This window comes from uncultured Solobacterium sp. (assembly GCF_963517755.1).
Lineage (GTDB): Bacteria > Bacillota_I > Bacilli_A > Erysipelotrichales > Erysipelotrichaceae > Bulleidia.
On record NZ_CAUQGG010000006.1, the window covers coordinates 78,932 to 92,599 of the forward strand.

Below are 13,668 nucleotides of genomic sequence, written 5' to 3' on the forward strand. Positions count from 1 at the left end.
AAGACCGAAGGTAGATATAGTTCCCTCTTCTGTAGAGGTGGGTGTCCTTGGTAAAACTTCTGGATCCTCGCTCGTAACGAGTTTTCACTCCATCTTACGCAATCAGAACTCCCTTATATCATATTGTAGGAAAAATATGTTCCCTCCGGCATATGTATTATAGCACTAGAGGGAAATAAGAATAGTCTTGACACTTTTATTTTTCTTGCTTAGAGATTTCGATACCCAAAATATCTAATTGTTTCTTATCAACAACATTTGGTGCTTCACTCATAAGGTCAAAGGAACTATTTGTTGTTGGGAATGCCACAACATCACGGATGTTATCTGTACCAGCTAATACCATGATTAAACGTTCTAGGCCAATACCTACACCACCATGTGGAGGTGTTCCGTAACGGAAGGAATCTAAGAAGAAACCAAAACGAGCTTTCGCATCTTCTAGTGAAAGTCCGATTGCTTCAAATACCTTAGCCTGTAATTCTTGACTATGAATACGAATTGAACCAGATAAGAGTTCATATCCATTTAATACTAAGTCATAGGCACGTGAAGAAACGTGTCCTGGATCAGTGAATAGTTTATCTACATCTTCTTCCTTTGGTGCTGTAAATGGATGATGTGCTGCTACCCAACGCTGATCTTCTTCACTGTACTCAAACATTGGGAAATCCGTAACCCAAAGGAACTTATAAGTCTCTTCCGTAGGAATCAAGTTTAACTCATGTCCTAAACGTACACGTAATGCACCTAAAGATGTCTGTGCAATTCTTGCGCTATCCGCAATGACTAGTACCAAGTCGTTATTTGCAAGACCCAACTTCTCTACTAACTTCGCCTTTTCTTCCTCACTTAATACCTTTGCGATAGAACCAGTTAATAAATCATTTTCCATCTTGAGATATGCAAGTGCTTTTGCCTTAAAGCCGTGTTTTACAAAGTCTTGTAATTGATCTAAACCTTTACGGCTATACTTATCAGCCGCATTTTCAAACTTCACACAGTTTACAACTCCACCGTTTTCAATTGTATTCTTGAATACTTGGAATTCTGTATTTTCAAATACAGATGTAATATCTTGAATCTCATTACCAAAACGCATATCTGGTTTATCACTACCAAAGCGTCTCATACATTCAGCCCATGGGATACGCACAAAATGATCTTCTAGTTTGTAGTTCTTTGTTTCTTTGAAGATATTTTGCATGAGATCTTCAACAACCGCAAAGATTGTATCTTCATCCCCAAAGCTCATTTCAATATCGATCTGTGTAAATTCAGGTTGGCGGTCTGCACGTAAGTCTTCATCACGGAAACATCTAGCAATCTGGAAGTACTTTTCCATTCCACCAATCATCAACAACTGCTTATAAATCTGTGGTGATTGTGGAAGAGCCCAGAACTTACCATTATAGATACGAGATGGAACAAGATAATCACGTGCCCCTTCTGGTGTACTTCTTGCTAGGATTGGTGTTTCAACTTCCACGAAACCTTGTCTGTCCAAAACATTTCTAGCAACCATACATACCTTATGACGTAAGATTAAATTCTGTTGTAATACAGAACGACGTAAGTCGAGATATCGATATTTCAAACGTGTATCTTCACTCGTATCAGTATCATCCGCAATTGTGATAGGTGCTGTTTCCGCACTATTAACGATGTTAACAGACGCAACATGAATTTCAATTTCACCTGTTGCAATCTTTGGGTTTGCGTCCTTTCGCTTTTCAACTGTACCTGTTACCTGCAAGATGTATTCATTACGAACATCCTTTACAGCATCTGCGATACTTTCATCAAATGTTAACTGTACGATCCCACTACGGTCACGTAAATCAATAAATACAAGTGATCCTAGATTACGACGCTTGGCAACCCAACCAACTAACGTAACTTTTTCACCTACATTTGCTAGACGCAAAGTTCCATTTTCATGTGTTCTTTCCATTACTTATTCTCCCATTGTTTGAGTGTCTCTAATAATTCACCCTGGTTGATTGTTACCTGGGACTTATCAGAAATATTCTTTACATTCATTGTGCCATTCTTAACTTCATCTTCACCAAGAATGACTACGTATTTTGCTTTGTTACGATCAACACTCTTAAACTGTGCCTTTAGTGAACGTTGTACAAGGTTAGCTTCCGCACTATAACCTGCATGACGTAGCTGTTGTACTGTCTTTAAAACAGATGTTCCTACATCACCTAAACCGATAACATACACATCACATGTATTTTCATCGCCAAAGTCATGTCCTTCCTCAGTCGCTAAGTTAATCAAGCGTTCCATACCAATCGCAAAACCAATACCAGACATTTCTGGTCCGCCATAATACTCTACAAAGTGGTCATAACGTCCACCCGCAAAGATTGTAGCTTGAGCACCACTATCCGGTCTTGTAGATACGACCTCAAATACTGTATGCGTATAATAATCCAGTCCTCTTACAAGATGATCGTCCACTTCATATGGAATCTCTAGTGCATCCAAACATGCAAGCACTCGATTGAAGTATTCCTTAGATTCTTCATTTAAGTAATCCGCAAGTTTTGGTGCTGTATGCATGCATTCTTTATCGTGGTCTACTTTACAATCCAAAATACGTAAAGGATTCTGCTCATAACGACGATGACAATCACCGCATAGTTCTTCTAGATGTGGCTGAAAATATTCCTTTAAAGCAGTACGATACGCAGATCTTGAGGCGTCATCACCAAGTGTATTAATACATACTTTAATACTTGAGATGCCCATTTGTTTCACAATGTCATATCCTAGGGCGATTGTTTCCGCATCTAATTCAGGAGACTTTGCGCCGATGTTTTCAACGCCGAACTGTGTAAACTGTCTTTGTCTTCCCTTTTGTGGATTTTCATGACGGAACATCGCACCAAGATAATAGAATCTACCAGGCATCTCCATCGAGCCATATAGCTTATGTTGATCGAATGCACGGATAACACCTGCAGTTCCTTCTGGTCTTAATGTATAGGAATGTGTACCCATATCAAATGTGTACATTTCCTTGTTGACCATATCACTGGAGTCATTTTCACGCTTAAATACTTTTGTCTCTTCAAAATATGGTGTACGAATCTCACGGTAACGATAACGTTTTGTCGTTTCACGAATAACTTCTTCTGCGTGATGCCAACGATTCATCTCATCTGGCAAAATGTCGTAAGTTCCTCGTGGTGTTTGATAACTCATAGTTTTTTCCTCCTTTAAACAAATATAAAAGCGTCCCTATCCAAGGACGCTTTGTGCGCGGTACCACCTTAGTTCATGATTTCTCATGCGCTCTTTCCGTAACGTGGAATACGTTTATCCCTACTAATTTCAGGATATCTTCTCCAGAGTGTCAATCCTGTAAGAATCCGCCAATGCTTGCACCATACCATTGTCGCTCTATCGTCTTCTAACAAGAACTCTCTTTCTAAGAATTTAGTAGTATTATAGCCCTTACGCTTACTTTTCTCAAGTAATTTATTAATGTGTTGTACGATCAACACTGAGTACAGACTCTACTTTACGAATATTCGCAAAGACATTGTCCATCTGTTCCAAATTTCTTACTCGCATCGATACTTTTACAGTAGATGTTAGTGTTTCATGGTTGACTGTAACATTAATTGATTCAAGTTGTACCTTGCATTGTGAGATTGTATTAACAATATCCGTAAGTAAGTGTGGTCGATCATTACAGATGATGCTGAGATCAGAATCATACATACGATCCGCATCACCATCTTCCCACATTACATGAATGAGTTTTGTTTTCTCATTCCTAATATTAGGACAATCTATACGGTGAACCTTAACACCTTCGCTTCGTGTTATATACCCAATAATTTGATCACCATAGACTGGTAAACAACAGTGTGCTAGTGACATCTTCATCGATTCAACACCAGGAACGACTAGTCCTGATTTAGAAACACGGTGTACCGTCTCTTTATTGAGTACACGTGATAAATTTCCATCTTCTGTTGAACGCTGTTTTACATTTGTTAAACGTTCAGCAGCTAACGATGGGTTAATCGACTTTACCGCAATTGCATACATAAAATCATTGTAGTTAGATACTTGGAACCCAGTTGAGATACTATCAATCTTTTTACGATCCATAAATTCCTTTGGATCAACACCGCGTTTACGAAGTTCTTCTATCAAAATCTTTTCGCCTTCTTCAATCTTCTCTTCACGCTTCTCTGATTCCTTCTTTAAGAAATATGCACGGATCTTATTTCGAGCTTGTGCTGTCTTAACAATTTTGAGCCAGTCTTCAGATGGACCAGTACCCTTTAATGTCTTGATATTTACAACATCACCAGTATGTAATTCTGTCGTTAGCGGTACAATTGCATCATTGACAATTGCACCAACCATCGTATGTCCTACATCGGTATGGATACGGTATGCAAAGTCAATTGGTGTAGCCCCAGCCGGTAAATCAATGACTCTTCCCTTCGGAGTCATTACATATACATTGGCCTCAAAGACATCCTTCTGCAATAACTCCATATAATCTGTCGCAGAAGTATTGGTTTCACTTTCACTATACGTAGCGAAATCTTTAAACCAAGATAGCTTATCTTCAATCTCTTTTTGTTCAGCCTTTGGATCGTAACGAGAACCCTCTTTATAACGCCAATGAGCCGCAATACCTTTCTCCGCAATCGCATCCATATCTTCAGTACGAATCTGCACTTCGAAGATCTTCGCATCTTCGCCAAGAATCGTTGTATGTAAAGACTGATACATATTCGGTTTTGGAACTGCGATATAATCTTTTAATCTACCTGGAATTGGCTTGTATTTGGCATGAATGTAGCCAAGAATTTCATAGCAGTTCAATTCCGTCTTTGAGACGACACGTATCGCAAGTAAGTCCAAGATTTCATCAAACCGTTTATGTTTATGAATCATCTTTTTATAGATAGAATATAAGTGTTTCGAGCGACCAAAGATACGGAACTTAATTTTATGACTCTTTAACATTGCAGAGATATCTGTAATCATTTTATTAACAGCCGCATCACGTTCTGCCTTCTTTGTTTCGACAAGATGAGCGATATGATAATACTCTTCTGGCATCAAGTAATAGAAACACAAATCTTCTAATTCATTCTTAATAGAACTAATACCTAAACGGTGCGCAATCGGTGCGTATACATCCAAGGTCTCTGCCGCAATTCTCTTCTGTGAAGCTTCTGGCTGAAACTCTAACGTACGCATGTTGTGAAGTCTATCCACAAGCTTAATTAGAATGACACGAATATCCTTTGCCATCGCAATGAAGATCTTACGATGGTTAGCTGCTTGATATTCTGGATCATCTTTACCTTTAAAGTTCAGATTACCAATCTTTGTAACAGCCTCTACTAGACTTGCAATTTCATCGTCAAAGTCATGTGCCAACTCTTCACGTGTAATGTTACAGTCTTCAATCACATCGTGTAAGAATCCTGCCGCTATCGTCTTTGGACCGACACGTAGTGTCGTAAGAATATATGCTACATTTACAAGGTGTACAAAATATGGTTCACCGCTCTTGCGGAACATGCCTGCATGTTTCTCCGAAGCATACTTAGCCGCTTTCTCAATTAGAGCCAAATTTTCAGGCAAGTGAATATAAGTACTTGCCTCTTTCACGACATCTGCCACAGTTGGATTTTTACGTTTAGCCATATTTTTCACCTCCTACTATTTTGCAAAAAATCGAAGATTGCTCTTCGATTATACTTATTTATCGCTTAAGCGAGTCATCGCATAGATGTCATAGCCTTCAAGCGCTTTACGGCCATCCATGTCATCACCGTATAATTCAATCACAAACGCAAAACCAGCTACGATACCACCCAATTGTTCAATCATCTTCGCAGTAGCCTTCGCTGTTCCACCAGTTGCTAATAAGTCATCAATAATAACAACACGCTGACCTGGCTTAATTGCATCTTTGTGCATATGTACTTCATTAGAACCATATTCTAGTTCATACTTACAGCTAATTGTTTCGCGAGGAAGCTTTCCTGGCTTACGAACCGGCACAAAACCTAGTCCTAGTTGAACTGCAACTGGACAGCCAAAAATAAATCCTCTACTTTCAGGACCAACAATCATATCTGCGTTAACGCTCTTTGCGTAATCACATAGACGATTCGTTACTTCTCTAAACGCTTCTGCGTTTTCTAGAATTGGTGTAATGTCTCTAAAAAGAATTCCTTTGATTGGAAAATCTCTAACAGACGCAATGTAATCTTCAATCTTTAATGCCATGATAAATCCCCTCCTGTGCGGATAAAATAATTTTTGTAATATGCATTCTTTAGTATAGCAGATTCAGACAATATCTTCGAGTATCATTTGACAGGTTGTGCGATTCCGCCATCGATTAATAGATAGTTTTCCAATCAAACGCTTTGGTAGAATCGGAGCTACAATATTTCTATTCTTATATAGTACAGCTTCAAAACCTCCGCTACTATTTGCGATTAGGTATTTCACCATCTTTGCGGTCTCTTTACGCTCTACCACATTCATACCCTCAAGCGCAAAATTAGGCTCAATCATTTCTTTTGGATATGGTGTAAAACAATCAATATCAATGATGTTGTTAAAGTTAATATCCTCTACATCAATACGAATTGCATCTTGTACTGGTTCTATATATTCATAACCTGTCTTAGCCATCTTCTCTTGTGCTTGTTGATAAAACTTTTCAAACTTTTCAATTGGTACCGAGATACCAACTGCCTGTTCATGCCCGCCAAAGGCTACAAGATTTTCAAAATCTTTAAAGAAATCAAAGAGATTAAAACCAGGCACACTTCTTCCACTGCCCTTAATCGTATCATGGCTTTTTGCCATGACAAGAACTGGTCGATGTAATTGTGAAACGATACGACCTGCGACCAAACCAGATACCCCTTCATGGAAATCTTCTTGATATAGGATAGGAAACTTCTCATCCGCAATCATATTAATTGCAGTCTCACTAATGGAAGCACTAATTTCCTTTCTCTTTTCATTGATTTGATTTACCTGAGAAGCGTAGTGTGCAATCTGTTCTTCATTGTTTGAAAGTAAGAATGGAATCATCGTATTGACATTGGCAAGATCACTCATGCGTCCAAGGCTATTGAGTTTTGGAACGATAGAGAATGAAATAGAAGTCATATCAATACTGCTACCAGGATTTAAAAGACTGATCAAGCTACGCGGTCTACCCTGCTTTAATACAGTTAGCCCTCGCTTAACGATACGTCTTGTTTCTTTCCATAGAGGCATTACATCCGCAATTGCCGCAACACATGCAAAAGCTGCTTGGATATCATTATCACCAATCAGATTGCGTGCAATCTGCAAAGCAACACCTGCACCAGAAAGATAACAATATTCACTTTCCATGTAGTTTGGATGTACTACATATGGAGTTTTGATTTCTTCGTCAATTTGGTGATGATCAGTAATAATAATATCTAACCCAAGTTCATTGGCTTTTTGAATTGCCACATGAGCTTTGACACCGTTATCGACGGTGATAATAAGGCTATACCCTTTTTGATGCGCAAGTTCAACCGTATGTGCAGATAATCCATATCCTTCTTTCATACGATCTGGTATGTAATAACCATGTTCAATCTTTAACTTCATCAAGGTCATCTTCATGATAGTTGTTGAACAGATACCATCCGCATCATAGTCACCTGCAATCATGACTTTTTCATTGTTGTCCCTTGCCTGCAATAGACGTTTGCAGCACTTTTGAATACAGTCTGCTTTACTAGTTGTTAGTGTTGTATCATTCGCAAATAATTCACTGACTTTCTCATCATCTAGATGAGAAGCCTTTAATAGTTTCGCACTTAAAAGACCAATCTTATATTTTTCTTGTAGACTAGATGCGTCTACATCGATTACGTTATACTTCATTCTTCAAAAGCCAACTTTCTAAATACATCTCCACGATGTTCAAAGTTCTTGAAGTGATCATAAGAACTTGCGGCTGGGGATAATACACATGCATGATGAGGCCGTGTTAGTTTCTTTGCAAGACGAACAGCTTCTTCGAGAGTTTCTACTTGATATAGTCCTGGTCTAAGTAGGCCTTTCTTTTCCATTTCAGAATAGATGCGCTTACCCGTCGCATACATAAAGATGACTTGTACATCCTTGCGTGCATGTAAGTAGTCTTCTACTTCATCATATTCAATACCACGATCCATTCCACCCACAAGTACAGTATCAACATTATCAATTGATTCTAATGCCTGAATACAGGATTGACCAATTGTAGAAATAGAGTCATTGATAAAACGAACTCCTTGATACTCTCCTAGATCTTCTAAACGATGTGCTAGCGGCCTAAAATCAGCAATCGCCTTCTTTACACTTTCATCACTAACACCCAGTTTATTTGCGATAAAGTAGGCAACCGCAAGATTACGATAGTTATGTTCGCCTATTAACTTTGCACTAGACGCATCTAGTGTATGTCCTGGAATACATAACGTCGTTCCATGGGCTGTAATATCTTTACCAATTAAGTATGGTGTATTTAGTGATAACTTAATGAAGTCTTTCATCTCTTCATGCATGATGACCGTATCGCCTTGCATTTGATTTGTAAAAATATGAGATTTCGCAAGTCCATACTTTTCCATCGTTCCATAATGATCTAAGTGTTCTTCGTATAAGTTTAAGAAAACTGCATATTTTGGCGAATAACGACAAATCTCTAACTGATGACAAGATAACTCTAGCGCAGCGTATGCGCCATCTTCCATCTCATCAATCGCTTCAAAACAAGGAATACCAATATTACCAACCAAGCATACTTGATACTTCTCTTTTAGTAGTGCAGCCACAAGTGATGTTGTGGTAGATTTTCCCTTTGTGCCCGTTATACCGACAATATGATCACGATAGTGTTTGATAAATAACTCCGCTTCCCCTGTTATCTTATTTACATCAATAGAATCAGGAATCACAATACCCGGTGATTTGAGAATTAAGTCAAAGTGATTCAAATTCACATCTGCTTCACATGCACAAATTGTATGAACAGTATCAGCCTCTGCCTTTTTTAGAGATGGCCCAGGTTTTGATTCAACAATCGTTAATACCTGCTCAGGAAGTAATCGACGAATCAAACGATATGTAGCTTGGCCTTCACGACCATACCCCCATATTACGATATTCTTATTGGCAAATTCATTTTTCCATGCTTGTAGGCTCATACGCTTACCTCCTTGTTTATTAACGGAGAAGTTGTATTACTTCTTCTAAATTTTCCGTTTGATATTCAATCATCTCTTTCATAGTATGATCTGGTTGAATGGTATCTTCGATAAAACAAGAATGCATTCCTGCTCTTCTTGCGGCGATAATTCCTTGTTTAGAATCTTCTAGAACAAGGCACTCTGCTGGTTGTACATCTAATATTTTAGCACCAACCAGGAATATTTCAGGATCTGGTTTTGCGTGTGTTACCATATCCCCTCCAACAATGGCATCATACTCTAATGGCGTCGATACCGTCGACAATAACGCTTCCACGTATGTGCGATGGCTGCTAGAACAAATCCCAATACGATAACCATTTTGTTTAAGCCAATAAAATAAGGTAATTAATCCCTTCTTATTCAAACAGTCTTTCTGAACCGATGACCAAAATGAAATATCAAATCTCTTTTTCTTCATCACCTTATACAAGTCCATTCCACTCGGAATGGAAGAAAGATAACGATTGAGTTCTTCTCCACCAGAACCAGTAATATTGATGAAGAAATCTTCTGGTAAAGTAAATCCTAATTTCCTAGCTTCATCTTTCCATATTTGTTGCGAGATAAGCTCTGTTTCAAACATCAAACCATCACAATCAAATAGGACAGCTTTTATATCTAACATACACTCTCCTAAAATATCAAAGCAGCGGTATACCCGCTGCTTATTGTTCATTAAGCGTTAATACCAGAAATGGTATATTCATCAAGAAGTTCTTTCTTAACTTTCTTATCTTTCTTTTGTTTTGTAGTCTTCTGTTTTGGCTTAGACTTCTCACGAATCAAGCACCATATGTAAGCCGCAATAAATACAGATGAACTTGTACCAGCAATTAATCCGACTAACATCGCAAATACGAATGTGAAGATGGAATTACTACCCATGATGAGTAAGAAGATGACAGGAATAATCGTAGTAAATGATGACATCAAGGACATCTTGATAGCTTCATCAATCGCTTCATTTGCGATAGCACGATATTCTGTAGGTTCAATACGATTACGTAGATTTACTTCTTCACGTACACGGTCGAATACAATAATAGAGTTATTGATCGAGTAACCAATGATTGTGAGTAATACAGAAATCAATTCAATATTAACTTCTAGTCTTAAGATACCAAATACCGCAATTACAATTAATACGTCATGCACAAGTGCAACAAAGCAACCAAACGCATAGTCAAACTCATAACGGAATGTGATATACGCTAGCATCGCAATCCACGCTACAACTGTTAAGATAACTGCGCTTCTAACAAGTTCAGATCCTACTACTGGAGTAACGATATTATCACCAGGTTCAACACCATACTTTTGTTCAAACGCTTTCTTAATTGTTGTTAACTGTTCTTTATCTAAAGAAGCCTTTGTTGTGGCGTAAACAGTATGTTCACCAGCACTTTGGTAACTAAAGCCCTTATAACCTAATGTTTCCATTTCTGCTTCAACATCAGAAACATTTACAACTTGCTCAGAAGTAACCGTCAACTTTGTACCAGACGCAAAGTCAATACCTAAGTTTAAGAAACCATTTCCCTTAGCTAAGTTAAAGAAACTTAACGCTAGAGATAATACAATAATAGAAATGCCAGCAGCTACAGCATATTTTGCCTTACCCATGTAATCAAACTTGAATGTACCTGTATAGAATTGTTTTTCACCCTTTGATACATCAGGAATTTGATTCTTTTTAACAGCGAATAAACCTGGTTTACCATCACAAATTCCAGAGTCAACAATGAGATTCAATAACCACTTAGAGAAACCTACGTTAAGAATCAACGTCATAATAACTGTGATAATTAACATAGTCGCAAAGCCTTTCACTGTACCTGTTCCCCAGATATACATAATTAACGCGGCTAGTAGTGTTGTAAACTGTGCATCGAAGATTGCCCCAAAGGATAACTTACCACCCTCTGCAACTGCAGCACGGACACTTCTACCTTTGTATAACTCTTGACGAATACGTTCATAGTTAATGATATTCGCATCGACAGTCATACCAACACCTAACACAAGTGCACCGATACCAGATAATGTAAATACAGCACCCATTAAGGAGTAGATTCCAAATACGGCCCATACATAGAATGCAAGCATGATAGATGAAATCAAACCTGGTAAACGATATACGAAGATCATAACAGCCATAACAACGGCAACGCCGATTACACCTGCAAGTGCTGTTACCTGTAGAGCATCTGCACCATATGAAGCAGACACAACGTTACTGGATAGCTCAGTTAACTTAACTGGTAAAGAACCAGAATTGATGAGGTTAGCTAAAGTTCTAGCGGAATCCTCTGTAAAGTTTCCAGAGATAATGCAGTCGCCATTAATTTCTGATTGTACAGAGGCAGCTGAGATATACTTAGGCTCTTCACCATTCTTTGCCTTCGCAGCTTCCGCAGCGTATGTATCGCCATCTTGCCAATCAAGCCATACAATCATGACGTTTGCGCCATTACCCTTTTGTGCAATTGCCTTTGTCATTGCCGCAAACTTCTCTTTATCCGCAATCTTTAAAGATACGATAGGTTCGCCATCTTTATACGCAAGAGATGCACCACCTTCTTGTAAGATAGATGAATCAGCTAATTCATTATTATCTACATCGCGGAATGTAAGATTCGCTGTTGTACCAATTAATTCACGTGCAGTTTCAAGGTCTTTCGCACCTGCAATCTGTACACGAACGCGGTTATTGCCTTCCACTGTAATCTGTGGTTCACTAACACCCAATACGTTGATACGCTTTGAAATACTGTTAATTACCGCAGACATATCAACTGTAGCACCTTCATTTAACGGTTCTACCTGATACAAGATTTCAAAACCGCCGCGTAAGTCCAAGCCTAAATTTAAACTAGAGATAATTGAGCGTATTGTTGTAGCGATTAAAGTACCCAACAATAGAACAATTAACGCAAAAACGGCTAATTTACTTTTCTTTGTAGTATTTTTTGCCATAAGTTAATTCCCTCCGATGACATCCGCAAAATCTTCAAGGTTTTTCTTCGCACCATCAATAACAGCTTGTGTTGATAAGAAGCGTACAACATCATTTGCAGCAACGTTCCACACAACATCAACAGCTTGATTGAGTGTCCGCGGTGATTTATTGCGCCATAAATGATTCAGATAATCCTCAAGATTTACATATGTAAGAGTAGGCAAATCTTCTTTTTGTAATTTTTGTAATTTGAGAACCATCGTCAGTTCCACTAATCGATGATTCACATCAAAAGTACTTTGTGACATGCCTTCCTCCTAACAACTTAGTTATTATACCAAAAACATCTTTTGATAACCATACTTCAAAATGATAATACTTATCAATATTATACTCTGTTTTCCATCTCCAAAAACAAAAAATCCTAGAATTTTCATCTAGGATCAATGTATTCCTATGAGTAGTCCAATCCCTGCTAAGATTGCCTCTACAAGCCAAAACATACGTACAATACTAACTTCAGGCATACCCTTAATGCGGAATGCATAATGAATCGGTGTATATGGGAATACTTTCTTATGTCTAATTTTTACAGAACCAATCTGAATCATCACACAAAGTGTTTCAATCACTGGTACCCCTGCAATCAAAATTAATAATAATTCCGTTTTCGTAATCATCGCTAAGGCAGCTAATACACCACCTAAAGCAAGTGATCCAGTATCACCCATAAATACACGCGCTGGTTTTTTATTGTAGTAAAGATAGCCAAGTAAAGCACCAATCAAACATACTACAAAGATTGCCAAACCAATCTTTTCTTGTTTTAGAGTAATAACTAGATATGGTATTAAAGCGATAATACTAACACCAGAAGATAATCCATCCATGCCATCTGTCAGATTGACCGCGTTGCTAGAGCCAGTAAACATAAATAATACTAAGAAGAAATATGCGATACCAAGTGGTATTACGATACGAGTAATTGGAAGTGTAATTTCCAAAGATGCGTGCGAGCGATATAGCACGAAGAATATTACTGCTAATAAAACTTGCATCAAAAACTTATGAAGTGGTTTTAAACCTTCATTGTTTTTAAGTACAGCAATTAAGAAATCATCCACAAAACCAATTAAGCCATAGCCCATAAACGCTAATAGTACTATCAGCGTATCAAGGTCTTGAAAGATTCCTTTTACGAAAATTAAAGTTAATACAACTGGAACGATAATAAATAAGATACCACCCATGATAGGTGTTCCCGCCTTCTTCTTATCATCCTCTAATGCATATTCACTAACAGTTTGTTTAAAGCTTAGTTTTTTGAGATATTGAATCAAAAATGGCATTGTCACTAGTACAATACTAAGACTCAATACGAAATATAAGCACATTTGAAATATTGACATATTT

General features: G+C 38.0%; 11 protein-coding genes. All 11 read right to left on the reverse strand.

From position 1 onward, the window contains the following. Window positions 1-196: 196 nt before the first annotated feature. The 11 genes from aspS to mraY all read right to left on the reverse strand — a co-directional run bounded on the left by aspS (window position 197) and on the right by mraY (window position 13,664). Window positions 197-1,954: an aspartate--tRNA ligase gene (aspS, locus tag RWM19_RS05090; RefSeq protein ID WP_313984459.1), complete on the reverse strand. Its 1,758-nt coding sequence runs from the start codon at window positions 1,952-1,954 to the stop codon at window positions 197-199. Continuing rightward, on the reverse strand, window positions 1,954-3,219 hold the full coding sequence (gene hisS, locus RWM19_RS05095; RefSeq protein ID WP_313984462.1) for a histidine--tRNA ligase: 1,266 nt from the start codon (window positions 3,217-3,219) through the stop codon (window positions 1,954-1,956). The genes aspS and hisS overlap by 1 nt, the downstream gene beginning before the upstream one ends. An 83-nt stretch (window positions 3,220-3,302) precedes the next feature. Then, window positions 3,303-3,521 carry a hypothetical protein gene (locus RWM19_RS05100; RefSeq protein WP_294023523.1) on the reverse strand — a complete coding sequence of 73 codons (219 nt, stop codon included), beginning with the start codon at window positions 3,519-3,521 and terminating at the stop codon, window positions 3,303-3,305. After that, window positions 3,499-5,700 carry a bifunctional (p)ppGpp synthetase/guanosine-3',5'-bis(diphosphate) 3'-pyrophosphohydrolase gene (locus RWM19_RS05105; protein ID WP_313984465.1) on the reverse strand — a complete coding sequence of 734 codons (2,202 nt, stop codon included), beginning with the start codon at window positions 5,698-5,700 and terminating at the stop codon, window positions 3,499-3,501. The genes RWM19_RS05100 and RWM19_RS05105 overlap by 23 nt, the downstream gene beginning before the upstream one ends. Window positions 5,701-5,754: 54 nt before the next feature. Continuing rightward, complete coding sequence (locus RWM19_RS05110; protein WP_294023525.1) at window positions 5,755-6,288, reverse strand: adenine phosphoribosyltransferase; 534 nt, start codon at window positions 6,286-6,288, stop codon at window positions 5,755-5,757. A gap of 63 nt (window positions 6,289-6,351) precedes the next feature. After that, the gene (locus RWM19_RS05115) at window positions 6,352-7,944 is read right to left on the reverse strand and encodes a DHH family phosphoesterase (RefSeq protein ID WP_313984469.1); all 1,593 of its coding nucleotides are present in this window, start codon (window positions 7,942-7,944) and stop codon (window positions 6,352-6,354) included. Next, window positions 7,941-9,251 (reverse strand): UDP-N-acetylmuramoyl-L-alanine--D-glutamate ligase, encoded by a 1,311-nt coding sequence (gene murD / locus RWM19_RS05120; protein ID WP_313984471.1) that lies wholly within the window; start codon window positions 9,249-9,251, stop codon window positions 7,941-7,943. Before murD ends, RWM19_RS05115 begins: the two co-directional genes overlap by 4 nt. Window positions 9,252-9,270: 19 nt before the next feature. After that, window positions 9,271-9,921: an HAD family phosphatase gene (locus RWM19_RS05125; protein WP_313984474.1), complete on the reverse strand. Its 651-nt coding sequence runs from the start codon at window positions 9,919-9,921 to the stop codon at window positions 9,271-9,273. A 50-nt stretch (window positions 9,922-9,971) separates the two neighbouring features. Then, window positions 9,972-12,272, reverse strand: coding sequence for a protein translocase subunit SecD (gene secD, locus RWM19_RS05130; RefSeq protein WP_313984476.1), 2,301 nt, complete (start codon window positions 12,270-12,272; stop codon window positions 9,972-9,974). A gap of 3 nt (window positions 12,273-12,275) precedes the next feature. After that, on the reverse strand, window positions 12,276-12,563 hold the full coding sequence (locus RWM19_RS05135; RefSeq protein WP_294021747.1) for a hypothetical protein: 288 nt from the start codon (window positions 12,561-12,563) through the stop codon (window positions 12,276-12,278). Window positions 12,564-12,698: 135 nt separating this feature from the next. Further along, a complete protein-coding gene (gene mraY, locus RWM19_RS05140) occupies window positions 12,699-13,664 on the reverse strand; it encodes a phospho-N-acetylmuramoyl-pentapeptide-transferase (RefSeq protein ID WP_313984478.1) in 966 nt (321 codons plus the stop codon). Window positions 13,665-13,668: the final 4 nt, after the last annotated feature.

Coding starts and splice junctions, on each gene's coding strand:
- RWM19_RS05115 (WP_313984469.1), bottom strand. CDS start 7,944: ATGAAGTATAACGTAATCGATGTAGACGCATCTAGTCTACAAGAAAAA.
- RWM19_RS05125 (WP_313984474.1), bottom strand. CDS start 9,921: ATGTTAGATATAAAAGCTGTCCTATTTGATTGTGATGGTTTGATGTTT.
- RWM19_RS05110 (WP_294023525.1), bottom strand. CDS start 6,288: ATGGCATTAAAGATTGAAGATTACATTGCGTCTGTTAGAGATTTTCCA.
- RWM19_RS05135 (WP_294021747.1), bottom strand. CDS start 12,563: ATGTCACAAAGTACTTTTGATGTGAATCATCGATTAGTGGAACTGACG.
- hisS (WP_313984462.1), bottom strand. CDS start 3,219: ATGAGTTATCAAACACCACGAGGAACTTACGACATTTTGCCAGATGAG.
- mraY (WP_313984478.1), bottom strand. CDS start 13,664: ATGTCAATATTTCAAATGTGCTTATATTTCGTATTGAGTCTTAGTATT.
- secD (WP_313984476.1), bottom strand. CDS start 12,272: ATGGCAAAAAATACTACAAAGAAAAGTAAATTAGCCGTTTTTGCGTTA.
- murD (WP_313984471.1), bottom strand. CDS start 9,251: ATGAGCCTACAAGCATGGAAAAATGAATTTGCCAATAAGAATATCGTA.
- RWM19_RS05105 (WP_313984465.1), bottom strand. CDS start 5,700: ATGGCTAAACGTAAAAATCCAACTGTGGCAGATGTCGTGAAAGAGGCA.
- aspS (WP_313984459.1), bottom strand. CDS start 1,954: ATGGAAAGAACACATGAAAATGGAACTTTGCGTCTAGCAAATGTAGGT.